32 protein-coding genes, 10 tRNA genes and 1 rRNA gene are annotated in these 25,900 nt (G+C 52.1%); 34 read left to right on the top strand and 9 right to left on the bottom strand.

What is annotated here, in order from left to right; all coding sequences use genetic code 11:
* The first annotated feature begins 92 nt into the window (after window positions 1–92).
* Window positions 93–728: a YitT family protein gene (locus EVJ28_RS03505; protein WP_131470274.1), complete on the top strand. Its 636-nt coding sequence runs from the start codon at window positions 93–95 to the stop codon at window positions 726–728.
* Between the two features lie 54 nt (window positions 729–782).
* On the opposite strand, the gene EVJ28_RS03500 is transcribed toward EVJ28_RS03505, so the two are convergent.
* Window positions 783–1,238: a DUF4367 domain-containing protein gene (locus EVJ28_RS03500; protein WP_131488024.1), complete on the bottom strand. Its 456-nt coding sequence runs from the start codon at window positions 1,236–1,238 to the stop codon at window positions 783–785.
* Between the two features lie 172 nt (window positions 1,239–1,410).
* Between EVJ28_RS03500 and EVJ28_RS03495 the strand changes: the two genes are divergently transcribed.
* Window positions 1,411–2,133, top strand: coding sequence for a YwiC-like family protein (locus EVJ28_RS03495; RefSeq protein WP_131470275.1), 723 nt, complete (start codon window positions 1,411–1,413; stop codon window positions 2,131–2,133).
* A gap of 22 nt (window positions 2,134–2,155) precedes the next feature.
* On the opposite strand, the gene EVJ28_RS03490 is transcribed toward EVJ28_RS03495, so the two are convergent.
* The 3 genes from EVJ28_RS03490 to EVJ28_RS03480 all read right to left on the bottom strand — a co-directional run bounded on the left by EVJ28_RS03490 (window position 2,156) and on the right by EVJ28_RS03480 (window position 3,958).
* Window positions 2,156–3,103 (bottom strand): DUF4003 family protein, encoded by a 948-nt coding sequence (locus EVJ28_RS03490; protein ID WP_236634027.1) that lies wholly within the window; start codon window positions 3,101–3,103, stop codon window positions 2,156–2,158.
* Between the two features lie 90 nt (window positions 3,104–3,193).
* Window positions 3,194–3,625 carry a type III secretion system chaperone family protein gene (locus tag EVJ28_RS03485; RefSeq protein WP_016509669.1) on the bottom strand — a complete coding sequence of 144 codons (432 nt, stop codon included), beginning with the start codon at window positions 3,623–3,625 and terminating at the stop codon, window positions 3,194–3,196.
* Window positions 3,626–3,691: 66 nt separating this feature from the next.
* Window positions 3,692–3,958 (bottom strand): metal-sensitive transcriptional regulator, encoded by a 267-nt coding sequence (locus EVJ28_RS03480; RefSeq protein WP_016509666.1) that lies wholly within the window; start codon window positions 3,956–3,958, stop codon window positions 3,692–3,694.
* A 283-nt stretch (window positions 3,959–4,241) separates the two neighbouring features.
* Here EVJ28_RS03480 and EVJ28_RS03475 point away from each other — a divergent pair, with 283 nt between their 5' ends.
* The 6 genes from EVJ28_RS03475 to EVJ28_RS03450 all read left to right on the top strand — a co-directional run bounded on the left by EVJ28_RS03475 (window position 4,242) and on the right by EVJ28_RS03450 (window position 10,042).
* The gene (locus tag EVJ28_RS03475; protein ID WP_016509667.1) at window positions 4,242–4,547 is read left to right on the top strand and encodes a rhodanese-like domain-containing protein; all 306 of its coding nucleotides are present in this window, start codon (window positions 4,242–4,244) and stop codon (window positions 4,545–4,547) included.
* Complete coding sequence (locus EVJ28_RS03470) at window positions 4,544–7,009, top strand: CoA-disulfide reductase (protein ID WP_131470277.1); 2,466 nt, start codon at window positions 4,544–4,546, stop codon at window positions 7,007–7,009. Before EVJ28_RS03475 ends, EVJ28_RS03470 begins: the two co-directional genes overlap by 4 nt.
* Before the next feature lie 182 nt (window positions 7,010–7,191).
* The gene (locus EVJ28_RS03465; protein ID WP_131469061.1) at window positions 7,192–8,637 is read left to right on the top strand and encodes an alanine/glycine:cation symporter family protein; all 1,446 of its coding nucleotides are present in this window, start codon (window positions 7,192–7,194) and stop codon (window positions 8,635–8,637) included.
* A gap of 84 nt (window positions 8,638–8,721) precedes the next feature.
* Window positions 8,722–9,177, top strand: coding sequence for a hypothetical protein (locus tag EVJ28_RS03460; protein ID WP_131469063.1), 456 nt, complete (start codon window positions 8,722–8,724; stop codon window positions 9,175–9,177).
* 44 nt (window positions 9,178–9,221) lie between these two features.
* A complete protein-coding gene (locus tag EVJ28_RS03455) occupies window positions 9,222–9,671 on the top strand; it encodes a hypothetical protein (protein ID WP_131469065.1) in 450 nt (149 codons plus the stop codon).
* 89 nt (window positions 9,672–9,760) lie between these two features.
* Window positions 9,761–10,042 (top strand): hypothetical protein, encoded by a 282-nt coding sequence (locus tag EVJ28_RS03450; RefSeq protein ID WP_131469067.1) that lies wholly within the window; start codon window positions 9,761–9,763, stop codon window positions 10,040–10,042.
* Between the two features lie 71 nt (window positions 10,043–10,113).
* On the opposite strand, the gene EVJ28_RS03445 is transcribed toward EVJ28_RS03450, so the two are convergent.
* A complete protein-coding gene (locus EVJ28_RS03445; RefSeq protein WP_131469069.1) occupies window positions 10,114–11,157 on the bottom strand; it encodes a metal ABC transporter solute-binding protein, Zn/Mn family in 1,044 nt (347 codons plus the stop codon).
* Window positions 11,158–11,330: 173 nt separating this feature from the next.
* Between EVJ28_RS03445 and EVJ28_RS03440 the strand changes: the two genes are divergently transcribed.
* From EVJ28_RS03440 to EVJ28_RS03430, 3 genes are all read left to right on the top strand, one after another.
* Complete coding sequence (locus EVJ28_RS03440) at window positions 11,331–12,266, top strand: alpha/beta hydrolase (protein WP_131469071.1); 936 nt, start codon at window positions 11,331–11,333, stop codon at window positions 12,264–12,266.
* 66 nt (window positions 12,267–12,332) lie between these two features.
* Window positions 12,333–12,932, top strand: a complete 600-nt coding sequence (locus EVJ28_RS03435; protein ID WP_131488020.1) for a histidine phosphatase family protein — start codon at window positions 12,333–12,335, stop codon at window positions 12,930–12,932.
* Between the two features lie 10 nt (window positions 12,933–12,942).
* Entirely contained in the window at window positions 12,943–13,419 is a 477-nt protein-coding gene (locus EVJ28_RS03430) for a DUF456 domain-containing protein (RefSeq protein ID WP_070329213.1), read from the top strand.
* 74 nt (window positions 13,420–13,493) lie between these two features.
* On the opposite strand, the gene EVJ28_RS03425 is transcribed toward EVJ28_RS03430, so the two are convergent.
* On the bottom strand, window positions 13,494–13,967 hold the full coding sequence (locus EVJ28_RS03425; protein WP_070329230.1) for a YwpF family protein: 474 nt from the start codon (window positions 13,965–13,967) through the stop codon (window positions 13,494–13,496).
* Window positions 13,968–14,080: 113 nt separating this feature from the next.
* Here EVJ28_RS03425 and EVJ28_RS03420 point away from each other — a divergent pair, with 113 nt between their 5' ends.
* A complete protein-coding gene (locus EVJ28_RS03420) occupies window positions 14,081–14,383 on the top strand; it encodes a hypothetical protein (protein WP_016510524.1) in 303 nt (100 codons plus the stop codon).
* Between the two features lie 34 nt (window positions 14,384–14,417).
* Here the strand turns inward: EVJ28_RS03420 and EVJ28_RS03415 are convergent, their stop codons facing one another.
* Window positions 14,418–15,863 carry a nicotinate phosphoribosyltransferase gene (locus tag EVJ28_RS03415; RefSeq protein WP_070329215.1) on the bottom strand — a complete coding sequence of 482 codons (1,446 nt, stop codon included), beginning with the start codon at window positions 15,861–15,863 and terminating at the stop codon, window positions 14,418–14,420.
* Between the two features lie 23 nt (window positions 15,864–15,886).
* A complete protein-coding gene (locus tag EVJ28_RS03410) occupies window positions 15,887–16,420 on the bottom strand; it encodes a cysteine hydrolase family protein (RefSeq protein ID WP_070329216.1) in 534 nt (177 codons plus the stop codon).
* A 142-nt stretch (window positions 16,421–16,562) separates the two neighbouring features.
* Between EVJ28_RS03410 and EVJ28_RS03405 the strand changes: the two genes are divergently transcribed.
* Genes EVJ28_RS03405 through EVJ28_RS03395 form a run of 3 tightly spaced genes read left to right on the top strand, consistent with a single transcriptional unit; the run spans window position 16,563 to window position 17,665 of the window.
* Window positions 16,563–16,838, top strand: a complete 276-nt coding sequence (locus EVJ28_RS03405; protein ID WP_131469075.1) for a 4a-hydroxytetrahydrobiopterin dehydratase — start codon at window positions 16,563–16,565, stop codon at window positions 16,836–16,838.
* Window positions 16,831–17,313, top strand: coding sequence for a hypothetical protein (locus tag EVJ28_RS03400; RefSeq protein ID WP_236634026.1), 483 nt, complete (start codon window positions 16,831–16,833; stop codon window positions 17,311–17,313). Before EVJ28_RS03405 ends, EVJ28_RS03400 begins: the two co-directional genes overlap by 8 nt.
* Before the next feature lie 34 nt (window positions 17,314–17,347).
* Window positions 17,348–17,665 (top strand): hypothetical protein, encoded by a 318-nt coding sequence (locus tag EVJ28_RS03395; RefSeq protein WP_070329219.1) that lies wholly within the window; start codon window positions 17,348–17,350, stop codon window positions 17,663–17,665.
* A 36-nt stretch (window positions 17,666–17,701) separates the two neighbouring features.
* Here the strand turns inward: EVJ28_RS03395 and EVJ28_RS03390 are convergent, their stop codons facing one another.
* Window positions 17,702–18,427, bottom strand: coding sequence for a rhomboid family intramembrane serine protease (locus EVJ28_RS03390; RefSeq protein ID WP_131469079.1), 726 nt, complete (start codon window positions 18,425–18,427; stop codon window positions 17,702–17,704).
* 63 nt (window positions 18,428–18,490) lie between these two features.
* Here EVJ28_RS03390 and acpS point away from each other — a divergent pair, with 63 nt between their 5' ends.
* The 19 genes from acpS to EVJ28_RS03295 all read left to right on the top strand — a co-directional run.
* Window positions 18,491–18,868, top strand: a complete 378-nt coding sequence (gene acpS / locus EVJ28_RS03385) for a holo-ACP synthase (RefSeq protein ID WP_070329221.1) — start codon at window positions 18,491–18,493, stop codon at window positions 18,866–18,868.
* On the top strand, window positions 18,846–19,922 hold the full coding sequence (gene alr, locus EVJ28_RS03380; RefSeq protein WP_131469081.1) for an alanine racemase: 1,077 nt from the start codon (window positions 18,846–18,848) through the stop codon (window positions 19,920–19,922). The genes acpS and alr overlap by 23 nt, the downstream gene beginning before the upstream one ends.
* A 128-nt stretch (window positions 19,923–20,050) precedes the next feature.
* Complete coding sequence (locus EVJ28_RS03375; RefSeq protein WP_070329223.1) at window positions 20,051–20,329, top strand: hypothetical protein; 279 nt, start codon at window positions 20,051–20,053, stop codon at window positions 20,327–20,329.
* A gap of 5 nt (window positions 20,330–20,334) precedes the next feature.
* Window positions 20,335–20,685, top strand: a complete 351-nt coding sequence (locus EVJ28_RS03370; RefSeq protein ID WP_016510516.1) for a type II toxin-antitoxin system PemK/MazF family toxin — start codon at window positions 20,335–20,337, stop codon at window positions 20,683–20,685.
* A gap of 140 nt (window positions 20,686–20,825) precedes the next feature.
* Complete coding sequence (locus EVJ28_RS03365; protein ID WP_016510528.1) at window positions 20,826–21,152, top strand: STAS domain-containing protein; 327 nt, start codon at window positions 20,826–20,828, stop codon at window positions 21,150–21,152.
* Window positions 21,149–21,625 (top strand): anti-sigma B factor RsbW, encoded by a 477-nt coding sequence (gene rsbW / locus EVJ28_RS03360; protein WP_131488018.1) that lies wholly within the window; start codon window positions 21,149–21,151, stop codon window positions 21,623–21,625. Before EVJ28_RS03365 ends, rsbW begins: the two co-directional genes overlap by 4 nt.
* Entirely contained in the window at window positions 21,591–22,391 is an 801-nt protein-coding gene (sigB, locus tag EVJ28_RS03355) for an RNA polymerase sigma factor SigB (protein WP_131469085.1), read from the top strand. Before rsbW ends, sigB begins: the two co-directional genes overlap by 35 nt.
* Before the next feature lie 85 nt (window positions 22,392–22,476).
* The gene (locus EVJ28_RS03350; RefSeq protein WP_131488144.1) at window positions 22,477–24,606 is read left to right on the top strand and encodes a Tex family protein; all 2,130 of its coding nucleotides are present in this window, start codon (window positions 22,477–22,479) and stop codon (window positions 24,604–24,606) included.
* Window positions 24,607–24,826: 220 nt separating this feature from the next.
* Window positions 24,827–24,901 (top strand) — tRNA-Asn (locus EVJ28_RS03345).
* 9 nt (window positions 24,902–24,910) lie between these two features.
* A tRNA-Ser gene (locus EVJ28_RS03340) sits at window positions 24,911–25,002 on the top strand.
* Window positions 25,003–25,034: 32 nt separating this feature from the next.
* A tRNA-Glu gene (locus tag EVJ28_RS03335) sits at window positions 25,035–25,109 on the top strand.
* A 5-nt stretch (window positions 25,110–25,114) separates the two neighbouring features.
* A tRNA-Val gene (locus EVJ28_RS03330) sits at window positions 25,115–25,190 on the top strand.
* A 23-nt stretch (window positions 25,191–25,213) separates the two neighbouring features.
* Window positions 25,214–25,289 (top strand) — tRNA-Asp (locus tag EVJ28_RS03325).
* A 7-nt stretch (window positions 25,290–25,296) separates the two neighbouring features.
* Window positions 25,297–25,368, top strand: a tRNA-Gln gene (locus EVJ28_RS03320).
* A gap of 9 nt (window positions 25,369–25,377) precedes the next feature.
* Window positions 25,378–25,453: transfer RNA gene (locus EVJ28_RS03315), tRNA-Lys, on the top strand.
* A gap of 30 nt (window positions 25,454–25,483) precedes the next feature.
* Window positions 25,484–25,571 (top strand) — tRNA-Leu (locus EVJ28_RS03310).
* A gap of 1 nt (window position 25,572) precedes the next feature.
* Window positions 25,573–25,649: transfer RNA gene (locus tag EVJ28_RS03305), tRNA-Arg, on the top strand.
* A 10-nt stretch (window positions 25,650–25,659) separates the two neighbouring features.
* Window positions 25,660–25,736 (top strand) — tRNA-Ile (locus tag EVJ28_RS03300).
* A gap of 100 nt (window positions 25,737–25,836) precedes the next feature.
* Window positions 25,837–25,900: ribosomal RNA gene (locus EVJ28_RS03295) — 16S ribosomal RNA — on the top strand; the annotation flags it as partial.

The raw sequence follows: 25,900 nt of genomic DNA, 5'->3' as shown, positions 1-25,900 counted from the left end.
ATCAACAAACGGAAGATCGGAGATGGAACAGATGGAACCGCGGCTACGACTGAGGATCCTCCTCTCCGTTGAAAACGGGGAGGACAATCGGAATGAAACGAGTTGCTACCATAGTGCTCGGAACGCTGATCATGGCGTTCGGTTATTATTATTTGAATGAACAGTTTGGTTTGGCAGAAGGGGGCTTTGTCGGGTTAGCATTACTCGGCCGCTATTTATTTGATATCGATCCGGCGATCTCGATGATCGTACTCGACATCCCCTTCTTTTTAATCGCCCTTTGGTGGAAAGGCTGGCGCTTCGTCGGACAAGCCGTGCTTGCCGCGGCGTCACTTTCGCTCAGCTATGCGATGTGGGATCGACTCGACCTGTTGACGTTTGACATCCAGGTCTGGCCGGCGACACTGTTCGCTGCGATTGCGAGCGGGATTGTGACCGGCTACGGTCTCGGTCTCGTCTTGAAGTCAGGTGGAGCGACCGGGGGCGACGATTTATTCGCACTCAGTCTGTCAAAGTGGTCCGGCGTATCGGTCGGAACGATTCTCATCGCCTTCGATGTGGTTGTTCTTGCGATCTCGCTCATCTACTTGCCGCTCTCGAACGCGCTCTACACGCTCATCGCGGTCTCAATCGCGGGTCGTGTCGTCACGAAGATGTTGACGGAAGACGCTGTCGAAGTAGCCATACCAAGTGTGACCAAACTAACACCAAAAAACGATCTCGCCTGAGATCGTTTTTTTTTTTTTTTATGGCGTGAACAGTTGAAAAAGAACTTCAACTGTTTACTGAATGGAATTCGCAATTTTGAGCAGGTCATCTTTTGAGAGTTGAGTTCCGGTATAGTCAACGGCATACTCGACGTTTTCCTGTTGCCAACTGATCATTTTCATATCATCAAATTCGGTATAGTGACCGTTCAATCCGTTTCTAATCATGACTTTTTCGTCCCAGCTATCGACGTGATTCCAACCTATTTCACTGGTCGCCCAAACAGTAATTGACTCGGTTTCATTTTTGTAGACCAGTCTAACTTGATTCAAATTCAGAAGGTGTGAATATTGTTCATCTATCTCGAGTGGGAGGTAGGAAGGAGTTTCAACTTCAAACGGAACGAACGATGTAGTAAAAGCAATCGGCATCTGAATTGGGACCCGGCCGACGACTAAAAGAGCAAATATCATAGCGAGGATGATTTTAAAGGTACGGCGACTCGTTCTTTGTTTTGGGTGTTGAGCCACTTTCTATCCCTCCTGTCGTAGATCTTAATACTAGAATACTAGAAAAAGAAGATGATGATATAGTTTTTTACTAATTATGGATATAAATAATCAAACGGGTTGTGCAACAGTAACAAAAATCACAGCTTTTCACAAAACGTTGCTCTACACTAAAAAAGAAGGAGTGAGTCACATGAAATGGATGATTCCAAAACAGCACGGCGCCTGGTCGATGCTTATTTTACCGTTCTTACTCGGCGGCATCGTCGGAGGATGGACACTCGCGCACTTACCGTTCGCCATCGCTTGGTTGTTCGTCTACATGGGCACGTTTTTCTTGTTCCAATACGTGAAGCAACGGAAGAAGTCGAATGAATTGTTGCGGACGGTCGTGACGTATCTCGGCATCAGTACCGTCGCGGCGATCCCGGTGTTCATCGCCGAGTGGCGTCTCGTCTGGTTCGTCCTCGCGATGATGCCGTTCGGTCTCGTCAACGCCTATTTCGCCAAAATCAAAGACGAGCGCAACGTCTGGAACGATGTCAGTGCCGTCACGTCATTTTGTATCGGTGGGATGGCGAGCTATTACTTGGGTGCGCAGACGTTGGGCGCGACGATCGTCTGGCTGTTCATTTTGCCGTACTTGTATTTCCTCGGCAGTATCTTTTACGTCAAGACGATGATTCGGGAGAAGAAGAGCGCGTTGTACCGGAACATCTCGTGGGGGTATCACCTCATGCTCGTCGTGTTGTTCATCGCGTTCGGCTATCCGGTCTTGGCGCTCGCTTACGCACCAAGCCTCGTCCGAGCTATTGTTTTCTACGGCAAAAAGATCCCGATCATGAAAATCGGGATCTTTGAGATCGTGAACTCGGTGTTCGTTTTAATTTGTTTGAGCGCATATCTTTACACGTAGAAGAAGGGGCAACCCTTCTTTTTTAGTCGCTTGACGAGGTACTCGCGATGATGGCGACGCTTGCTGCCGCCGAGGCCGCTTGTTGCATCGCCAGCAAATGGGCGAACGTCCCGTTCAGTAGCAGGTCGCTCGCATCTTCGGTAATATGTTCCGCGGCGACGAGTTGGATGGCGACGTTTAGTCCGTGCGTGTTGAACCAGCGTTGCTGCTCTTTTTCAGCGTTCGTGATGTCGAGGATCGCTTGTTCGTCTTGGTCGTTCGGTGCCGAGACGATCGAGAGCAAGGCGAGCGACGGTAGCTGCTCACTCTTGACGGCAAGCTGTTGGTTTTCAAGGCGGGTGCGCCAGTCCAAGAAGCGAGCGACGGCGTCGTCTCGGTCCAATTTGCTGAACATGAGCAAATGCGACACGAGCTGCAGTTCGTTCGAACGGGGAAGCTGTGCTTTCAACGCCTCGTAATACGATTCGATGCGCTCGTTCAGTTCAGTGTGGTCGTCGAACGCTTGCACGAGGACGAGTGCCGACAGCAGATCCTCTTCACTCGTGAGCCACGGATGCTGGCGTTTAAACGCTTGATAGAGAGCGCTTGCCTCATCGAGCCTGCGTTCCGGTTCGTCGACGTTGATCAACTGGCTCGCGAGGAACGGCCGCAGCGCACTGAAACGGAAATGTTTTCGGTCGAGCAGCGTGTCGAGACGAAGTGCTTCGTCAATCGCGGGGCCGACGTCTTCATACTTGGCGTCGAGAAACGATAACCAGACGAGGTTGTTGCTACCGCGAAATTTGGAGAACAAGCCGGTTTTCTGTTTGACGGCCGCCTGCGCCTGTTCAAACTGATTTGGGTCGAACGGGGTGTCATGGATGGCGTAGTTGACGGCCATCAAACGCCGGAAGTCGTCAGTGAGTGCCCACTTGGTCGCCGTTTTGATGGCTTCGAACGAATCGAGGTAACGGGTGTAACGAGTTAACATCAAAATCCCTCCTTCTCTGATTCATACGAACCGAATGGACATCATGTTTCAAAAAAAGCCGCCGCGGATTTATTCCGGGGCGGCTGCTTGTTATTGAACTTGCGTGTACAGTTTTTGCATGTACTCGTTCACTTCGTCGGCTGCTTGGAACATCATGAACGAATGTTGCAAGATGATTTCCGGTGAGAAGCCGAGGTCGAGGTCGAGCGTTGAAGCGAGCGTGACGTCACGGTCGCTGTCGAGCACGCAACGGAAGTACTTGAACTCTTGGTTGAACTCGTTCAATGCGTTGAGGATCGGTAGGTCTTCGACGTAGTCCGGCACGTGCGTCACTGTCGCGGCGTATAGCTCGGCGTCAGTCGTCTTTTTGTTGAAGGCGATAATCATAACGGGCTGGGCCCCAGATTTAGTCGTTTCACGCGTTAAAAACGTGACGTGCGTTTCGGTCTCGCTCTCTTTGAACGTCATGTTGCGTTCTGCGACGAGCGCTTTGAATGATTCTACTTTTTCTTCGAAGTTCACAAAGAAATCCCCCTTAAAAGTCGTTACTCTAACTTTCTCCCATTTGAGAGGGGAAAGCAAGGGGAACTAGCGTTTCATCAACATTTTGATGGCTTCTTCGACCGTTTCCGACGTATCTTCGCCATCTTGTTGCGCCGTGATGATGCACTGCTCCAAGTTCTTGGCGACGATGATCGTCGAGGCGCGGTCGAGTGCCGATCGGGCCGCGCTCAGTTGTGTCACGACGTCGCGACACTCTTTGCCTTCTTCCATCATGCGGATGATGGCCCGGATCTGGCCTTCGACCCGTTTCATCCGGTTCAACACTTTCGTGTCGTATTGATACTGTTCCATAAGTTTCACCTCTATATTCAAATCGTTCAGTAACCCAACTAGTATTGTGTAGTCTCATCTTAATACGTGGGGGAGTATGTGTCGAGCAACAACGTTTAAGCCGAAAAAAATCAAGTGTTTGCCGATTCGTCAAACATTTCCCTTGCAATCACATACCATAGGGGGTATATTAATGACGTGGAAGCGAATTGTTCAATGAATCACAAAGTTTATCGGACGCCCGCTACCAAGCTGATCATGAATACGTGAAATGACTATAGATAAAAAGGATGGGTAAACAAAGATGAAAGCATCGGCTTTAAAACGTCAAATGGACTTTGAAGTCCCTGTAAACATCGTCGACGTGCGCGAACGCGACGAGTTTCAAGAAGCACACATCGCGGGGGCGGCGAATTATCCGCTCTCTGAAATAACGGAGTGGATTGATACGCTCGACACAGACCAAGAGTACATCGTGCTCTGTCGTTCGGGCGCTCGCAGCACGCAAGCTACTTGGCAAATGGAAGCAAAAGGTTATAAAGTGGTCAATATAGAAGACGGCTTGATGAGCTGGCCTGGTGAAGTCGTCAAAGGAGGAAATGAGCAATGAGTAAAAAAATCGTAATTGTCGGTGGGGTAGCAGGTGGTGCTTCGGCAGCCGCACGTCTCCGTCGCTTAAATGAAGAAAATCAAATCGTCATGTTCGACCGTGGCGAATATATCTCATTTGCCAACTGTGGTCTCCCATACTACATCGGTGACGTGATTCAAGACCGTCAAAAATTGCTTGTCCAAACAGTTGAGGGCATGAACAAACGGTTCCAACTCGATATCCGCAACTTGACGGAAGTGATGAAAATCAACCGCGCTGAGAAGACGGTGACGGTGAAACATGTCCAGACGGGTGAAACGTACGATGAGTCATACGACGTCCTCGTCTTGTCGCCTGGAGCGAAACCGATTCGTCCGAACATTCCTGGAATCGAGGAAGCAGAAGATATCTTCACGCTCCGAAATATTCCGGATACAGATAAAATCCGTAGCTACGTCGATGACAAGGCACCGAAACACGCGACAGTCATCGGAGGCGGCTTCATCGGAATCGAGATGGCTGAAAACTTACGTGAACGCGGCGTTGACGTGACGCTCGTCGAAATGGCGGATCAAGTCATGACACCGCTCGACCGTGAGATGGTCGCACCAATCCATGAACATATGCGTCTCCATGGCGTGGACCTCCAATTGTCAGACGGCGTGTCGTCGTTCTCTGATCAAGGGAAGAAGATTCATTTGACGAGCGGCCGTGTCATTGAAACGGACATGGTTGTCATGTCGATCGGGGTCATTCCTGAATCGACGATCGCCCGAGAAGCCGGTCTTGAGACGGGCACACGTGGCGCGATTCGTGTCAACGAGAAGATGCTCACATCGGACCCGAACATCTATGCGATCGGGGACGCGGTCGAAGTGCTCGACTATATCTTCAAAGAGCCAACGGTCGTTCCGCTCGCATGGCCAGCCAACCGTCAAGGACGCCTCGTTGCCGACATCATCAACGGCCGCGACGTGAAGTACAATGGGACGATGGGTACCGGGATCGCAAAAGTGTTCGACATGACTGTCGCTTCGACAGGATGGAACGAGAAACGTTTGAAAGCGGCCGGCAAAGAGTTTGAAGCCGTCCACGTGCACCCAGGTTCACACGCAGGCTACTACCCAGGATCGACTCCAGTTTCACTCAAACTGTTGTTCCATCCGACAACGGGTGAAATCTACGGTGCTCAAGGTGTCGGGATGAACGGTGTCGATAAACGGATCGACGTCATCGCGACAGCAATCAAAGGTGGTTTGACGGTCCTCGACCTGCCAGACCTCGAACTTAGCTACGCACCGCCGTTCAGCTCGGCGAAAGATCCGGTCAACATGATCGGTTACGTCGCCTCGAACGTCATCCTCGGTGACAACGAAGTCGTGCATTGGGACGAGATTGACGCATTGGTCGAGAGCGGCGCGACACTCCTTGACGTCCGTGACGAGTCTGAGCATGAGCTCGGGAAAATTCCTGGGTCGATCAACATCCCGCTCAACTCGCTCCGTGACAACTTGGACAGCTATAGTAAAGACGAGACGATCTACGTGACGTGTCAAGTCGGCCTTCGTGGCTACCTGGCTTCACGCATCTTGCGCCAAAATGGCTTCAAAGTGAAAAACTTGAGCGGTGGCTACAAGACGTGGTCACAAGTACGACGTGATTTTGACGCGCTCGAGACAGGTAAAACGGCAGATGAGACTGCTGCGACAGCAACGAAGGAGGCACCACCCGCAATGACGAATGAACCAGTCGGAGAACCGATTTTCCTTGATACATGTGGTCTTCAATGCCCGGGCCCGATTTTAGAAGTAAATAAAAAAGTGGCAGAGCTCGGCGAAGGCGAGACGCTCCGCGTCCTCGCAAGCGATCCTGGTTTCTTCGCAGACATCGAAGCATGGGCGAAAAAGACGGGCAATAAACTCGTCTCGAAACAGTTCGTAAACGGTCGCGTCGAAGCGATCCTTCAAAAAGGCAACGGCCCTGCGGCCGCCCAAGCAGGAGCACCAGCCGGCGACGGCGCTTCGATGGTCGTCTTCAGCGGAGACCTCGACCGTGCCCTCGCCTCGTTCATCATTGCTCAAGGCGCAGCGGCAATGGGGAAAGAAGTGACGATGTTCTTCACATTCTGGGGATTGAACGTCATTCGTAAACCGGACGCACCTGACGTGAAGAAGCAAGGTCTCGAGAAGATGTTCGGCATGATGATGCCTTCGCATGCTGGAGAACTTCCGCTCTCGAACATGAACTTCGGTGGGGTTGGCCAGAAAATGATGAAGAAAGTGATGAGTGACAAAAACGTGCCATCACTTGACCAAATGATTAAATCGGCACAAGAAGCAGGCGTCAAGATGGTCGCTTGTACGATGTCGATGGATGTCATGGGAATCAAAGAAGAAGAGTTGATCGACGGCATCAATCTCGGCGGTGTGGCAGCATATCTCGGGGCAGCTGAAGGCGGCAACTTGAACCTGTTCATCTAAGTAAATCAAGCAATCAGAGCGACTGGCCATGGGCCGGTCGCTCTTTCTATTGTTTGGAGGGTAAACTTGAAAATTGCTGAAAAAGATTGCATTCTCCACACACTTTTCCTATAATTCTAATCATGTTAAGAAAGTTGACATAACTTTTACTTATAACTAAACATACATATGGGGGATTGAAGATGGAGAATATGATCGAAAAGTTTGTTGGGCAAGCGAACGACCTGCTCTGGTCGTCGGTGCTCATCGTCGTTCTTGTCGCGTTAGGCCTTTACTTCACGATTCGCATGGGGTTCGTTCAGTTCCGCATGCTTCCTGAAATGTTCCGCCTTTTGTTCAAAGACGGCATGAAGCGTGAAAAAGGACAAGTGTCTTCGTTCCAAGCGTTCGCCATCGGGACGGCAGCCCGTGTCGGAACAGGCAACATCGCCGGGGTCGCGACAGCGATCGCGCTCGGTGGTCCGGGAGCTGTCTTCTGGATGTGGATCATCGCTTTAGTCGGTTCCGCCTCGGCGTTCGTCGAGAGCACGCTCGCACAGGTGTATAAAATTCGAGATGGCCGTACATGGCGCGGGGGACCGGCTTACTACATGGAGCGCGCCCTCGGGCAACGGTGGCTCGGCATCTTGTTTGCTATCCTTATCACGTTCTCGTTCGGTTTTGCCTTTAACTCGGTCCAATCGAACACAATTTCGCTTTCGATGAGCAACCAGTTCGGGGTCAGCCCGACAACGGTCGGTCTCGTGTTGGCTGCCATCACAGCAATTGTCATCTTCGGCGGCATCCAATCGATTGCGATGTTATCAAGTATAATCGTTCCAATCATGGCCGGCGGTTACATCCTGCTCGCTTTGTGGATCATGATTTCAAACGCTTCGCTATTGCCGAGCGTGTTCGGTCTCATCTTCTCTGAAGGTGTGCTCGGTCTCGAGCAACTGTTCGGCGGGGCGATCGGGGCGATGGTCCTTCAAGGGATCCGTCGCGGTCTGTTCTCGAACGAAGCGGGTATGGGGTCGGCTCCGAACGCGGCAGCGACTGCTGAAGTATCACACCCGGTCAAACAAGGCTTGATCCAATCGTTCAGCGTCTTCGTCGATACACTCATCATCTGTACGTCGACAGCGATGATCATCTTGTTGTCAGGTGTGGCTGGTTCGGATTCGTTCGCAGGTGTCGAATTGACACAAGCGGCGCTCACGGCTGAAATCGGTCCGATGGCGACATCGTTCCTGACGATTGCGATCTTCTTGTTCGCGTTCAGCTCGATCCTAGGAAACTACTACTACGGTGAGACGAACATTCAGTTCATCTCGAATAAAAAGATTTATGTCACGCTCTACCGCATCGGTGTCGTCGGGATGGTCCTCTTCGGAGCTGTCCGTTCGGCCGGTCTCGTCTGGTCGATCGCCGACGTGTTCATGGGACTCATGGCACTCGTCAACTTGTATGCGATTTTCCGTCTCGCGAAAGTCGCACGGCTCGTGCTCGACGATTATTTAGAGCAACGCCGTCAAGGAGACGATCCGGTATTTTATGCTGACTCGATCGAAGACCTGCCTGGTCGTGAATATTTAGAGGCTTGGGATAACGAGGAAGAAGAAGTCAAAACGGGTACGTTCCGTTCATAAGCAACAAACCGTCTACGAATCTACGTAGGCGGTTTTTTTGCGTCTGAAAGAAGGGTAAAGTGAAGAAAAGGGGGGCGTTCACTCATGGAGACGACACATTATATACGCATTTCCCCGGAAGTATGGGTCTCGTTCGGTCAAGATCCGGAGATGATTCTAGACTGGTTGCTTCACGTGCACGAGCAACACCGTGACACGTACGAGACGTTGACGCTTCCAAATATTGAACGGTTTCAACAAATACTCGGTCAAATCGAAGTGTATATCGACGGGAATGACACGTATAACTTGGAGATGGCCGTCATTGGGGAAGAGTTGGTCGTCAATGAGAAGCAAGCGGTCGTCGTCGGGATTTTGACGCCGCAGCTGCTTCATATCGTCAAAGACGCGATGAACGCCTTCGAAAAAGAAGATGTCGGAGAGATGGCGCTAGTGAATCGTGACAGTCTCGATGACATTTGGCTCAAATGGACACTGTTGAAGCGCTTCTGTGACGAGGCGAGCGAGCGGGATGAGCTCGTGTTGATTTATTATGAATGATATTGTCTGAATGGTATAATATTGAAAACCTGGAGGTAAGCTAAGTGGGCAATTTCTTTGTTAATTTGGCTTTGTTCTATATGATGGTTAGCCCCGCGTTTGCATATCGAGTCGGCCGAAAACGCGTTGCAAGGATGAATATTATAACGCTTTTGCTTTATATCGTGAGCTGGGGATATGTCCTTGAAGCGGGGACCCCTTCCGAACATCCTGTCTCGATACTTTGGGGTGTCTTGCTGTTCCTGAATCTTTTATTGGCTGTGATTACTAGCGCGATGTTCTTATATGAACGTCGGCCAAACCGTTCTTTGTTGTACATCGGTGTCACGGCGATCATTTTCTTTTTAGGAAGCTTGCTAGTCACTTATAGTCTCGATTCACGTGACATACTGTGGGAGATGTTGCTACAAGCGAGTATGACGACAGTCGTACTTTTTGTCACAAGCGTCATCTGGATTCGGCTGCGCCAGGTTGATCGACAGCCGGAGATGTAAAAAGCCCGACGTCATAGCGTCGAGCGGTGCTGTGAACTGCTTGGGGGGCATTGATTTAAAGTACTTATTATTCTATGGAGGTTCGCTGAATGTTATCTTGGTTAGGCATAACTAATGCAGATAAAACCGATAAAACTGAACGTCAGTTTTTTGGAAATGTGAAGAAAAAAACTATAACTTTAATTCTACTTACAGCTTTAATAGCACTTTATGGCGTTAAGGCTTTTTTAACTTACCTAATCCCAGCATCATATCTGGACGATGCACTCGTCGCCGTCCTACCAGGTACTGTAGGAGTTTTGGTTTCTTTAGTCTACGTCCTAATCTTAGAAAGAGTCCTACAAGATGAGGTCGACAACACCGAACGCTAGTAAGAGGGGCAGGTGTAATACCATTCAGACAACAAAAGCTCGACGCAACGGCGCCGAGCTTTTGTTCTGTCTTATTTCAATGCGATTTCAAGCGCTTTGACGTTCTCGCGCATCAAGTCGAAATAGCTTTGGTCCATCTGTTCTTTCGTGACCGATTCAAGGTTGTAAATCGTCACCGCTTCGGCACCGATTTCATTTTTGACGACTTCGGCCACTTTCGGTGTCACCGTGTCCTCGAACGCGATGTACTTCAAGTCATGGAGCTTTGCCTCTTCGATGACCCGCTTGAGCGCTTGCTGTGACGGTTCTTCAGACGGCGTGAGACCAGTGATCGGAAGCTGGTCGAAACCGTATCGTTCCGCCAAGTAGCCATAAGCCGCGTGCGTCACGAGGAGCTCTGACTTCGAACCGGCGTCGACAGCCGCTTGCAGCTCGGCATCGAGCGCGTCGGCTTCTTCTTTGAATGCGCTCAACCGATCTGCGAATTCGTCTTTATAGTCAGGCGCTTGCTCGGCGAACGACGCTTCGACCGCTTCTGCCATCGAGACGGCGTTCATCGGATCGAGCCAGACGTGCGGGTCGTATTGGCCGTGATCGTGACCGTCGTCCTCGCTGTGGCCTGCTTCTTCTTCCGTATGCCCATCTTCCTCGTGGCCATGCTCGTCTTCTTCATGGGCATGTTCGTCTGCTTCGTGGCCGTGCTCATCCTCACCGTGAACGTGGACGGTATCGTCAGCCGAGAGCAGAGCGATGTCTTCCGCGGTCTTCACGAACGTGACGTCCTCACTCGCGAGACTCTGCTCCATCGCCTCGACGTACGGCTCAAGGTCATGACCGATCGTGAGGAATAGATCAGCTTCCGCGATCTGTGTCATCTGTTTTGAAGTCGGCTCGTACGTGTGCGGGTCGGCACCTGGCGGGATCACCATCTCAACGCGGACGCGGTCGCCCCCGATCTCTTCGGCAATCGATTTTAAGGCGAATGTCGACGCGTATACCGTCAACTGATCGCTCGATTCGTCTGTAGCATTTGTAGCATTGCTCTCTTCGTTGTTGGCGCAACCGCCGAGTAAAAGTGTCCCGGCCGCGGCGACGCTCATTAATTTCTTGTTCATGTATTATTCCGCCTCTCATTCTCTATATCAACTATTAAACCGTAACGGTTACGCTCTGTAACTGCGTCTAATATTATAGGGGGCAGTCAAGCACACGTCAAGTCCGACTTCCGATGGATGGTTTTTAAAGAAAAAGGGAATATGATTAAAAAAAGAGCGAGGAGTGGATTTGTATGAGAAAGGAGACCGCCTGGTTTGTCGGGGGCGCTGCGTTAGCGGCGGCAACCGCGGCCGGGGCGAGCGTTTGGAATCAGTACGGTTCGCTCGTTAGATGGCAAGAACCAGAGATGACGGTTCGCCCGTCTATACGCAAACGACGAACCCACACGTACAAGGTCGTCAACGACCAACCGCTCCAATTCGATATATACTACCCACCGGGCGATGGACCGTTCCCGGTCGCCGTCTACGCGCACGGTGGCGCGTTCGTCCGCGGAGGTCGAGGCATGGTGACGTTGTTCCATCCCCTCCTCGATCATTTCTTGGGGAAAGGGTTCGCCATCGTCAGCATCGACTATCGCCTGTTCGAGGACGGTGTCTACTTCCCGGACAACATCATCGACGTGTCCGACGCGCTCTGTTACTTGAAACAACATGACGGGCTCCTCAATCTCGACATCAATCGATTGATCGTCTGGGGCGACTCGGCGGGTGCGGCGCTCGTCCTCGCGACGGCGCTCGACCGGAGTAAACAGTTCACAGGTGAACTCGGTGACGACGTACCGCCGGTGAAAGGGGTCATCGCGCTGTATCCGCCGACGAACTTCCTCTTGTTCAAGTTCATCCAGACGTGGCTTGCGCACTTGAAGTTTTACGAGGGCAGTCGCGAGACGTGGCGTGAATTGATGGTGAAATGTTCACCGGTCACACATCTGTATGACGACGCGCCGCCGATTCTCATCTTGCACGGTAAAAAAGACCCGATCGTCCCGTTCGGGCAAGCGCTCCATTTCGTCGAGCACGCCAGTGAGGTCGGGGCGAACGTCCAGCTCATCTCGTTCCCGAACGGTACCCACTCGCTTGCAAGTTTTCTCCAATCCGATAATCCGATTAAAGAAACACAGCTCATGGCCCGCATCGATCGTTTCATCGACGATGTCTTGACGTGACGTTGCGCTTTTTTAGAAAGATGTTACGATTGGAAAAGATTTAACGATTACGAAGGAGTGAAGAGTGTGACGGAACTTTGTTTAGTCCGACATGGTCAGACAGATTGGAATTTTCAAGAAATCATTCAAGGACGGGAAGATATCCCGCTCAACGCGCTTGGACATCGCCAAGCCGAAGAGAGCGCGGCTTTTTTAAGTCAAGAGAACTGGGACGTGATCGTCGCGAGCCCGCTCACGCGAGCAATCGAAACGGCCCATTACATCGCGGAGGCGTGCGGCATCAGTCCGGGCGAGATTATTCATGACGAACGGTTCATCGAGCGTGAGTTCGGCCATGCGTCAGGCAAACCGGTGCCGGGTATTTACGAGGCAGTTCAAGCGGACGATCAGGAACGGGTTCCGGGTCTTGAGTCGGAAGACGAGATGCGGGCCCGGGTGCTTGAAGGGATGGAACATCTCGTCGAGGCGCATAAAGGGAAGCGGATTATCGTCGTCTGCCATTCGCATGCGATCAAAGCCGCCCTATCGGCGGTCGATGACACGTACACGTTCCGCCATGCCATGCGGAACGCCTGCTTGAACTATATCGAACGTCGTGAAGATCAGTTCGTCGTAAAGGCCGTGAACGTCGCCGATCATATTACGAACGAGATCGTCACGAAGTGAGGAGAAGCTCATGACAACATTGCTCTGGATTTTCATCATCGCATCATTTGTTGTCGCGTTCGCGGGATTGATCTATCCGGTCATCCCGAGCGTGCTGTTCTTATTCATCGGTTATGTGATTTACGGATTCGGGTTCTCGTTTGAACCGCTCACATGGACGTTTTGGCTCTGGCAAATCCTGTTCTTGATTTTCTTGTTTGCGGTCGACTACATCGTCACACGGGCGACAGTCGACAAGCGCGGCGGCTCGGAACGGGCGAAGTGGGGCGCGACCATCGGTTTGATTGCCGGACCGTTCATCTTCCCGCTCGTCGGTGTACTCATCTTCCCGTTCATCTTTGCGTTTTTAGCGGAGCTCACGCTCGGCAAAACGACGCGCGAGGCGTGGAGCATCGGCGTCGGGACGGTGCTCGCATTCCTTGGTAGCACCGTGCTCAAAGTCATCGGGATGACAATGATGGTCATCTTGTTTTTCATGTATATCTAAAGGCGGAGAAAATTCTTCGTCTTTTTTGGTTGAGCCGTTTACAAAAACGGGGAAAGAAAAACAAGACCGTTCGCTTATTCGAACGATCCTGTCTTGACGAGCTGGGTGAAGGCAGAGCGGCTGAACGACTGTTGCTGCTCGACTTGTTTTTCGAAGAACGACGGTTTGAGATTGGCGTCCGCCACCCCTTCTGAGATCAAGGAGTCGAGAACTTGTTTCGTCGGATCTTGTTTTGGCAGGAGCATCAACCCTTCAGCGACGAACGTGTGATGGTTCGATAGCGAACGCTCGCTCGTGAACGTCATCGCGATGGCCGCGGGACGGTTGTTGGCCGAGGTGATGACCGCCTCTGCTAAAAGAAGGATCCGTTTGTTCAAATAGTGGTGGAGCATGACAGCAAATTCGGTCGGGACGAGCATTTCGAGGAGCCATTCATTATCGTGTTCTTTCGAGATGATCAACCCGTCGAGCAGCTCGATCGGGAGGTTTAACTCGTTGCCGTACTCGTCTTGGACGAGGCGGACTTGGACCAGACGGAACGTTTTCATCGTATCGATCCCTTCCACGTTTTCTTTAACTCATCTTAACATAGTCTGATTCGAAGATTGTGTTACGATAACGGGGAAGCGACGTGAATATCAGAGGATAAGGAGGCATCACAATGAGTTGGATTGTTGGCATAATCGGATATATCACGATCCTAGCAATCGGTTATTACGGTGTCCTTTTCTTCAAAGTAAAGCAAGAACGGAGTCGAGCCGGGTATCGCATCTTTCTTTTGCTCGCGGGACTGTTCTTCGTGAGTGGGAGTGACTATATCATCGCCTTGTTCCGGGGGGACACGGAGGCGACGTTTTGGCAGCGGACCATCTATTTCATCTTGATTTTGATTTCCCTTTCGATCGCACTTTACTTTCGGAGAAAAGAAGATAAACTCCACGCGCACGAAATGACGACGGCATAAACAAAAGGTTACGGGACGCCCCGTAACCTTTTGTTTATTTTGGAATCCGTGTTTGACGGATCATTTCGAGTTTCAAATCCCACAGCGGCTTGCTGAACGTGACCGCATACACTTCCGGCAACCGGAGTCGCTTGTACTCTTCCCATAGGCCGTTCATCTGCTCATGGTGATACTGGCGGATGTCTGTCGCGCTCGGCAAGTCGTACACGCGCTTCCCATCTAGGAAGATCGGTTCGAGCAAACGTTTGACGGTGAAGTTGCGCGTCTTGATTCGGAACGCCGGGTCACGCACGTCGATCAAGTCGATCTCCGTATACGTCTCGACCGGTTCGTCGGCGAGCGCGATGTAATCCCCTTTGAACTTGCCCGTCTCGTTATCGATAATTCGGTAAAGTTCTTTCTTGTGCGGGGTCGTCGTCTTCACTTTCGAGGACGACACTTTGATGACCGGTTTCAACTCGCCATCGGCCCCTTCACGGGCGACGAGCTTGTACACCATCCCGAGGGCCGGCTGTTCGTAAGCCGTGATCCCACGCGTCCCGACGAGGAATGTGTCGGCTTCAGCGCCTTGCATCCGCAAGTCTTGGATGACGTACTCGTCGAGGTCACCTGAGACGACAATTTTAACGTAGTCGAGACCGGCCGCGTTCAATGCTTTCCGGGCCCGTTTTGACAAGTAGGCAAGGTCGCCCGAATCGAGACGGACCGATTTCAAGCGGTATCCTTTCGCCTCGAGCTCTTTTGCGACCGTGATGGCGTTCGGGAGCCCCGATTTGAGCGTGTCGTATGTGTCGATCAACAGGCTCGTGTTGTCCGGATACATCTCGGCGAATGAACGGAACGCCTCGAGTTCGTCATCATGGAACTGGATGTCGGCGTGCTCCATCGTCCCTCCGGTCGGGACATTGAAATCACGTCCTGCCGAAACAAGGCTCGTCACGTCAAAGCCGGCGATGTAAGCGGCGCGCGTCCCATAGTAGGCGGCGTCGACGCCTTGGGCACGGCGGGCCCCGCCTTCGAGCAACGTCTCATTCGGCGCGGCTTGACGGATTCGGGCGTACTTCGAGGCAATGAGTGACTCATGGTTAGCGATGTTGAGGAGCGCCGTTTGGAACAGCTTCGCCTCGAAGATCGTCGACTCGATCCGGACGACTTGTTCGTGTGGGAAGATGATTTCACCTTCGCGCACACTATAGAGAGAACCGGTGAACTTGAAGTTGCGGAGGACGTCACCGAACTCGTCCTCGAACCCGAGCTGTTCTTTCAAATAAGCGATATCGGCTTCCGTGAACGAGACGTTCTCTAAATAGTGCACGATATTTTGCAAGCCGGCGAAGACGACGTAACCGCCGCTGAACGGGTTCGAGCGGTAGTAAAGGTCGAAGACGACTTTTTCGTTATGACGGCCTTGTTTCCAATAAATATACATCCAGCGTGGGAGATAAAGGTCGGTATGAAGCGCTAAGTTGCGATGTAACATTGTAGTTTCCTTTCTGTTTGGCGTCACTTCCCGGTCACAGTAGCTCCGAGGGTCGTGACAAAATGTTCGAGCGCCCAGTCGTGTCCGACCGGGTTAAAGCTTTGAACCGCATCCGCATGGACGACGATCTTGTATCCGAGGTTGTACGCATCGACGGCCGTATGGAGCACACAGATGTCGGTGCATACACCGACGAGATGGACTTCATGGATGCCGCGCTCACGTAGGCGAAGGTCAAGGTCTGTGCCTGCGAAGGCGCTGTAACGCGTCTTGTCGATCCAATGATCGGCGCGTTCGGCGGCGGGTTTGACGGCACCGTACAACTCGCGACCTTCCGTGCCCCGAATGTTGTGGGGTGGGAACAACGTCGTTTCAGGGTGATACGTGTCGCCGGCGTCATGGACGTCGTTCGCGACGACGACGTAGTCCTCTGTTGAAAATTCCTCGATCAACTGGACGATTCGTTCTTCTATGTCTTGCCCGGGTTTCCCGCAAGTCAAACGACCCGTGTCTGCGATAAAATCAAACGTATAATCAATGACGATCAATGCCCGCATGGGAAGTCTCCTCTCTCTTGTGAAGAATGATTTGGCTATCTTTCTTATTCTAAATCATTTTACGGCATGCGAAAAAGATTATTTTCGCGCTTGGTCGGGTAGTAAGTGTAAGAGGAACTGCAATCGAAAGGGGAATCAGCTGATGATTTTGTCATCGACCGAACTGTCTGAACAGTTGTCACGATTACCGGGCTGGGAAGTTGTCGAAGGGGAGCTACAGAAAACGTATCGCCTTGAGACGTTTCCGGAGGCGATCCAATTCGTTCATCTCGTTGCCGATATGGCCGAGACGCTCAACCATCATCCGAACATATTGATCGAGTATCGCAACGTCACGCTCACCGTGTCGACACACGACGAAGGAGGCATCACAGAGAAGGACATCATGCTCGCGAAAGGCTGTGAGGAATTTGTCTAAACTGTTTATGACGTTCGCCTCAGGCAGTGTCGCCGACCGGTTGCGCAAGGAACCGGGCGTCATCGTCGCGAGCGGCAACGAGACAATCTTGCTTGCTGAAGGGGACAAGTCCCCGTTCCAGAGTGGGAAGACGTTCCAAATCGAAGAAGCGGCAGGACAATTCGCGGCGACAGGGAATATCATCTATGCGAACATCCCGGTCGACTCGAACGCCCGGTCGCTCTTGTTCCACCGATTGCTGACAGAAAAGTCCCGTCTCGGGTCTGGGCACAACGGATTTGCCGCGTATCGGCTCGGCGTTGACCCGGACGACAACCATGGGATTGTCATCATTCAATTCACTGAAGAAGGAAATCGGTTCCGTGATTCGACCGACTACTTACTGTTTCAAGAACGATTGAAAGAAGCCGTCGAACAAAAAGGGGCCGGTCCGATCATAAAACACTATGTCGTCAGTGAACCGGATAACCTATAATAAACATAACGTCACGTTAGGGGAGGATTTTTTTATGAACAAGAACTACTTCTGGATGGGTCTGGCGGCAGGTGCCATTATCGGTGCCAGCGCATCGCTGCTCCACAAAGAGACACGCGATCAGCAGATCAGACAGCTCAAAGGGATGAAGTCACGACTCAAGTCGACGGACACATCGACGCAATCACATTCGGTCGGGCTCCAAGCCTCATCGAAAAGCAGCTTGAAAGATCGCGTCATGGACTTGAAGGCGTTGTACGAAGAAAACCAAGACACGATCCAAAACCTCGTCGAAGACGTCAAAGACTTGGTCGACGCGCTCCAAGACGCACGTCATAAAAATCAGATCTAATTCAAATGGCCAAGCGCTGAGCGCTTGGCCATTTTTTCATAAGAACCGTGCGAACAAGCCGAAAACGGCGAGCCCGATAATGACGTAGAAAATCCATTTGCTATCGCTCGAGTGGACGACGGGCGGAGCATACTTCCGCGGCTTGTACTTCCCGTAACGGAGCGGACGCGAGTAAGGCACCGTGAAACGAGACAGCGGGATCGCGAGCAAGAACCCGGCCAAGAAGCCGTACACGTGTCCCCAAAGCGACACGTTCGCCCCGATGAGCGTGAACACGGCGCTGATGGCAACGAAGATGAAGACGAGTCGCGCATCTTGACTGTTGATGAGCGTACGGCGGAAACGGCCGATGAACACGTAGAAGCCGAGAATCGCTAAAATCGCACCCGAAGCACCAGCTTGCAAATAGAACAGTTCGCTCACCGTGAAGAACGTCAACAAGTTGGCGAGTGCCCCAGCTACAATGTAAAACACGGCGAACTTCACATGACCGACCATGCGTTCCATGGCGGGGCCAAAAATGATGAGCGCGAACGAGTTGAACAGCAAGTGACCGAGCCCTAAATGAATGAAGTTGGCTGTCACGAGACGGTACCACTCGCCTTGGGCGAGCGCGAGGTGGAACGACCCTCCGAGCGCGACGATACGCAGTGAGGGCATCAAAGAATCGATGACAAACACGAGCAGTTGGATTACAATGAACAGCGTTACGAGCGGATACGCCCGTACGAACGTTTGAACATTCTCAGTACGACTAAACATAGCATCACCTCTTTTCTTAATTGTATAAGGAAACGAGTGGAAAAGGAAAGGAGCGAGTGTCCTATGATTGCGGGAATCGGAATCGATATTGTCGAGCTAGAACGGATCGCTCGCTCGATCGAACAACCTCGCTTTATGAACCGAGTGCTGACGGAGGCAGAGCGCGGGCTCGCCCTCACGTATTCAGACGAACGCCGAATCGAGTTCGTCGCCGGTCGGTTCGCGGCGAAAGAAGCTTACGCCAAAGCGGTCGGGACAGGCATCGCCCGCGGCTTGTCGTGGCAACAGATTGAAATATTGCCGGACGAGACGGGACGCCCGCATATGACGGCGCCTCACCCGGGCCGGATCCATGTCAGCATCAGCCATAGCGAACGGTACGCCGTTGCACAAGTTATCATTGAAGAGGGGGATCACCATGTTTCGTCCAAGTTGGATTGAAATCGACCGGGCGGCGATCGCCCACAACATCATCGAAATCAAAAAACGTATCCCGCAAGCGCTCATGGCGGTCGTGAAAGCGAACGCCTACGGGCACGGGGCCGTCGAGGTCGCGCACATCGCGCTCGCAAACGGGGCGACGATGCTCGGAGTCGCCTTGCTTGAAGAAGCGATCGAGCTTCGAGACGCCGGTATCACCGCCCCGATCCTCGTCATGGAAGCACAGTTCCCAGAATACGCCGGAGTCGCGGCCGAGCATGATGTGACGCTCTCCGTGTTCTCGGCCGACTGGTTACGTGAGGCGAAAGCGTATGTGACCGAGCGCCCGCTCACCGTCCACGTCAAAGTCGACACGGGCATGGGGCGTCTCGGCTTGCGGACACGGGCCGAACTTGATGCACTTCTCGACGCAGCCGACGATCGCTTTGACGTCGAAGGGATTTATACACACTTCGCGACGGCCGACGAACCGGACAGTCCGCTCTATTACGAGCAACAAAAGCGGTTCAGTCAGTTGATCGACGGACTCATCCCGCGCTTCCGCTACATTCATACATCGAACTCGGCCGGGGCGATCCGGATGGCCGGAGAAGATGTTCCCTATAACCTTGTCCGGGTCGGCATCGCGCTGTACGGGTTATACCCATCGAGCGAGATGGCGTCGGCGTATGCGTTCTTGAAACCGGCGTTCACATTGAAGAGCCGACTCATGCAAGTGAAGACGCTTGAAGCCGGGCAGACGGTCAGCTATGGTGCGACGTACACGACGACGGCCGATGAATGGATCGGGACGGTACCGGTCGGTTATGCCGACGGCTGGATCCGCAAGGCGAGCGGCTTCGAAGTCGACGTCGAGGGCGAGCGTTGCCCGATCGTCGGACGGGTGTGCATGGACCGCTTCATGATCCGCCTTCCGCACGAGTCCCCGGTCGGCACCGTCGTCACGTTGATCGGCGGGGCGGTCGCCATCGATGAACTCGCGGCACACCTCGGGACCATCAATTACGAGGTCGTTTGTCAATTGACGAGTCGATTGCCACGGCGCTACGTGTAAATTATAAACGTGTGAAATTATCTGAATTCTTTCGCGAATCCTCTATATTTTCCCATTCTTGCGTGTTATATTGATAAAGAACGCGGGAAAAATTCCGCCAATCACCGAAACGATTCTGGAGGTGCAAGATGTTGAAACAGCGAACTGCGGGTGCTCTAGTGTCCGTTCCAGATCGGTTCTCGCAGCATGTGAGTCCGATTTCGATGAAAGATCGTGAATCACTGTCATTGAACGATGTAGTGACGTACTTGTCTAAGGAAATTGCTGATCGACAACAAGCACTGCGTGAAGAATTGGCGAAAGGCTATCAAGAGATGGCTGCGTTTAATTTGAATATGGCAGAAGAGATGCTGATGATTGAGACGGAAGCCGAACATGCTCTCTTACGTCAAGTAAGCGGGGTGTGAGCGGAGTGATCGTAAAGCGTGGTGACGTGTTTTATGCGAATCTGTCGCCCGTAGTCGGTTCAGAGCAAGGTGGAGTTCGTCCGGTTCTCGTCATTCAAAACGATATCGGCAATCGCTTTAGCCCGACCGTCATTGTCGCTGCGATTACGGCTCAGATCCAGAAAGCAAAACTGCCGACTCATGTGGAAGTATATCAAGTCAAACACGGCCTCGAACGAGACTCCGTGATTTTGCTTGAACAGATTCGAACGATTGATAAGCGTCGTCTGACGGATAAAGTCACTCATCTCGATGATGAGACGATGCACAAAGTTGACCGAGCGCTAGAGATCAGTATGGGATTAATCCCGCTCTAGCTTACATATAACTAAACCGGTACATGGGTATCGGTTTTTTTTCAAACAGATCGATAAAAGTGGTTTCAAATCCTGAAATAAGGGAAATATGATTAATCGTACTCAATTTTTCTATGCGTAACATTAGGAGGGAATATACAATGGATTTAGCGATTCGCGAGCAAGTCATTGGAGAACAATTACACCTTTACGTTTCTGGAGAGGTAGACACATATACGGCACCAAAATTGAAAGAGGTCTTGCACCCGGCGATTACGGAACAAGATGTCATCGTTCATTTGGACGAAGTCGACTATATGGACTCAACAGGTCTCGGCGTCTTCGTCGGCGCACTTAAAATTGCCAAACGTAACGAGAAAGAGTTATCGCTCGTCGGCGTTACCGATCGCGTCAACCGTCTCTTTGAATTGACAGGCCTAGACAAGTTATTGTCGATCAATACAAACGTAAGAGGTGGCACGAAATGAGTAACATCGAACAGACGGTGATGACGTTCCCGGCCAAACCGGAATATGTCGGCGTGGTCCGTTTAGTCGTCTCAGGAATCGCTAACCGTATGGGATATACGTACGGCGAGATCGAGGATATTAAAATTGCGGTCTCGGAAGCGTGTGGCAATGCTGTTCAGCACGCTTATGAAGACCAAAAGGGTGAAGTGAAGCTCACGTGCGGTGTCCACGACGACCGCCTCGAGATGACGATCGAAGACTCGGGCAAGACGTTCGCAGACGACGTGAAACGCCAAGCGGCTCCGGTCGAGGAGACGGCGGAAATCGAATCGCTTCACGAAGGGGGACTCGGTCTTTTCCTCATTGAAGCGTTAATGGATAACGTCTCGATCAACAAGGACAACGGTGTCAAAGTGACGATGACGAAACTCCTTAACAGGGACGAGGTGGATCAGAGTGCCAGCAAAATCTCAACAACGCCATCACAGTGATGATGAAGTATTAGAGTGGATTGAGCGCTATCAACAGGACGATCAAAACGAAGAAGTCCAGATGCTCCTCATCAACCGATACTCAGACCTTGTTGAAGCGCTCGCTCGAAAATTCTCGCGTGGCCGGGCCATCCATGATGACCTCGTGCAAGTCGGGATGATCGGGTTGCTCGCCGCACTTCGCCGTTTCGACCCGGAGTTCGGACGCAGCTTCGAATCATTCGCCGTTCCAACGATCATCGGTGAAATCAAGCGTTTCATCCGTGACAAGACGTGGAGCGTTCACGTGCCGCGTCGGATCAAGGAGCTTGGACCGAAAATCAAGAAGACGGTCGAAGAGCTGACGACAGAACTGCAACGGTCACCGCGCATCGATGAGATCGCCGAATACCTTGGCGTTTCCGATGAAGAAATTCTCGAAACGCTCGAGATGGGCAAGAGCTATCAAGCGCTCTCGGTCGACAGTTCAATCGAAGCGGACAATGAAGGCAGCACGGTCACACTGCTCGACCTCGTCGGCAGCCAAGAGCGTGGGTATGAGTCAGTCGACCAGCGCCTCATTCTCGAAAAGGCGTTCAGCGTCTTGAACGAGCGGGAACAAGCGATTTTAGAATGTGCTTACTATAAAAACATGAGTCAAAAAGAGACGGGCGAACTCCTCGGTATTTCCCAGATGCACGTGTCACGTCTACAACGACGCGCGCTCGAGAAATTGCGTGAGGCCATCAAAGTCCCGCTCAACGAAGTATTCTCAAACGATGACTAAACGGTCATCGTTTTTTTGTCGTCTTCTACAGAGTTTGCTACACTTCAATAGAGAAGAGAAGAGAAGAGAAAAGGAAGTGATTCGATTGATTACGAAGATTGCGAACGAATTGAAGCTGAAGACGAGTCAAATCGAGACGGTACAACAACTTGCGTCGGACGGAGCGACGATCCCGTTCATGGCCCGCTATCGAAAAGAGATGACGGGGAATTTGGACGAAGTCGAGATCAAAGCGATCCTCGACTCGCTCCAATATGAAGAGAGTCTCCAAAAACGGAAAACGGACGTCCTTGCAAAACTCGAAGAACTCGAGAAGGCGACGCCGGAACTGACACGGGCCATCGAGGTCGCGACGAGTCTCCAACAAGTCGAGGACATTTACTTGCCGTATCGTCCGAAGCGCCGAACGAAAGCCGAGCAAGGACGAGAGAAAGGGCTACAGCCGCTCGCTGACTGGTTCCGGGAAGCATCTGCTTATTCGGTACAACAAGCAGAGGGACTCACGGGTGAACTGGCGCTAGAAGAGGCGCTTCCGTTCGTGCAAGCAATCATCGGGGAAGAGTGGGGGGAAGAGGCAACGCTCCGCCAGACGCTGCGGACGAAAGTGCGGAACGAGGCGCTCCTCCGGTCCCAAAAGAAAAAGGCGGCAGAAGATGAGAAAGAAGTGTTCGCCCAGTATTACGACTACGAGGAGAAAGTAGTCGGCATCGTGCCGCACCGCATTCTCGCGTTGAACCGGGGCGAGCGGACCGACGTGCTCCAAGTGAAGCTCGTCTTTGATGAGACGTTGTTCTTGAAACGAGCACTCAGTAAGTTCGATCGTCTTCCGACCGAGAAACGGGATGTTGTGACGCTCGCTATAAAGGACGCGTTCAAGAAATCGGTCTTCCCGGCCATCGAACGCGAAATCCGCAGTTCGTTGACCGAGACGGCTGAAGAACAAGCGATTGACGTCTTTGCGAAGAACTTGAAGCAGCTCTATATGCAGCCGCCGCTCCGTGAAGTCGTCGTGCTCGGCATCGACCCGGCCTATCGGACCGGCTGTAAGTGGGCCGTCGTCAACGAGACCGGGAAAGTCGAAGAAGTCGGCGTGTTCTATCCGACGGCGCCGAAGCATGACGTGGCCGGTTCAGAAAAAGTGCTCTCATCTCTCGTAAAACGCTATCCGATCTCCGTCATCGTCATCGGCAACGGGACCGCTTCGCGTGAGACCGAGCAATTTGTCTCGAACTGGCTGAAGACGGCCGAGCGTGAGATCGCGTACGCAATCGTCAATGAAGCCGGGGCCAGCGTATACTCGGCTTCCGAGATTGCGCGATCTGAGTTCCCGGAGTTGAAAGTCGAAGAACGTTCGGCTGTATCGATCGCCCGCCGGATCCAAGATGCGATGGCCGAGCTGGTGAAAGTCGACCCGCAATCGGTCGGGGTCGGACAGTACCAGCACGATGTCAGTCAAAACAAATTGAAAGGCTCACTCGAGTTCGTCGTCGAGAGCGTCGTCAACATGGTCGGTGTCGATGTGAACCGGGCTTCCGAGTCGTTGCTCACGTACGTATCGGGCCTCAATAAGACGACGGCAAAAAATATCGTCGCGTATCGTGATGAGTTCGGGCGCTTCAATACCCGCAAAGAAATCAAGAAAGTGCCGCGGCTTGGGGCGAAGGCGTATGAGCAAGCAGCTGGCTTCCTTCGTATCACGAACGGGAGCGACGTGCTCGACCAAACCGAGATCCACCCAGAGAGTTACAAGTTGACGTTATCTCTATTGAAGGAACTCGGTGTCTCGAAAGCAGCGGTCGGCACGGCCGGGTTGCGAGATCGGTTGAAATCGGTCGATGCCCGAGTGCTCAGCGAAACGCTTGAGGCGGGACTGCCGACGGTCGAAGACATCTTGAAGTCACTCGCCAAGCCGGGCCGTGATCCACGTGAGGATATTCAAAAACCGCTCTTACGGACGGACGTCATGAACTTAGAAGACTTGCAGGTCGGGATGGAGTTCCAAGGGACTGTCCGCAACGTCATCGACTTTGGGGCGTTCGTCGATATCGGGGTCAAGCAAGACGGGCTCGTCCACATCTCGAAGTTGTCGAACCGCTACGTCAAACATCCGCTCGATGTCGTCGCGGTCGGGGACATCGTCACCGTCTGGATCGAGCAAGTCGATGCCAACCGGGGTCGGATCAGCCTGACGATGCTAGAGCCTAAAAAACAATAAATCTATATTAGTAAGAAGAAAGTCGGAGTTGAGCAAAGTGGTTTCATTTTGCTCAACTTTTTTTGTTGAAAAGTGTTGACGGTCGTTTTTGACCGTGATATCTTATAGAGGTCGCTAAGAGCGCGGCATGAAAATTTAAAGCTTTTCTAAAAAAGTGATTGACACGTTTCGGGTTTGCGGTTACAATTTAAATCGTTACTTTGAAAGATTCAAGCAACGTTCCGCAATAGCTCAGTGGTAGAGCAACCGGCTGTTAACCGGTAGGTCGTAGGTTCAAATCCTACTTGCGGAGCCATTTTATTTTGGAGACGTACCCAAGCGGCTATAAGGGGCTCCCCTGCTAAGGGAGTAGGCTGGGAAACCGGTGCGAGGGTTCGAATCCCTCCGTCTCCGCCACTTACTTTTTAGAAAACACCAGTTAAACAAATGGCCCGTTGGTCAAGCGGTTAAGACACCGCCCTTTCACGGCGGTAACACGGGTTCGAATCCCGTACGGGTCACCATATATGGAGGATTAGCTCAGCTGGGAGAGCACCTGCCTTACAAGCAGGGGGTCGGCGGTTCGATCCCGTCATCCTCCACCATTTCAAATTTAAGCGCGTATACTGGTCTTGTGGTGTAGGGGTTAACATGCCTGCCTGTCACGCAGGAGATCGCGGGTTCAAATCCCGTCAAGACCGCCATTTACGTTGGGCTGTAGCCAAGTGGTAAGGCATTGGATTTTGATTCCAACATGCGAAGGTTCGATCCCTTCCAGCCCAGCTTATATTTGAGCCATTAGCTCAGTTGGTAGAGCATCTGACTTTTAATCAGAGGGTCGCAGGTTCGAGCCCTGCATGGCTCACCATTTTTATTCCTCGTAACATTTAATTACGCTGCGGTCGTGGCGGAATCGGTAGACGCGCTAGGTTGAGGGCCTAGTGGTGGTTAACACCGTGGAGGTTCAAGTCCTCTCGACCGCACCATGCACCCTTAGCTCAGCTGGATAGAGCGTTAGACTACGAATCTAAAGGCCGGGAGTTCGAATCTCTCAGGGTGCACCATTTTTATTATGGGCCTATAGCTCAGCCGGTTAGAGCGCACGCCTGATAAGCGTGAGGTCGGTGGTTCGAGTCCACTTAGGCCCACCATCTTAACTGACGAACTTTGAAAACTGAACGATGAGGCAAAAAAGTTTTACAAGTTTTGATTGAAGCGCAAGCTTCGTCATTTTCAAGAGCTATATCAAATTCTTTGGAGAGTTTGATCCTGGCTCAGGACGAACGCTGGCGGCGTGCCTAATACATGCAAGTCG

This window comes from Exiguobacterium sp. SH3S3, assembly GCF_004337115.1.
Taxonomy (GTDB): domain Bacteria; phylum Bacillota; class Bacilli; order Exiguobacteriales; family Exiguobacteriaceae; genus Exiguobacterium; species Exiguobacterium aurantiacum_A.
Note: the sequence above shows the minus strand (reverse complement) of the source record. Positions and strands in the feature narration are given on the sequence as shown.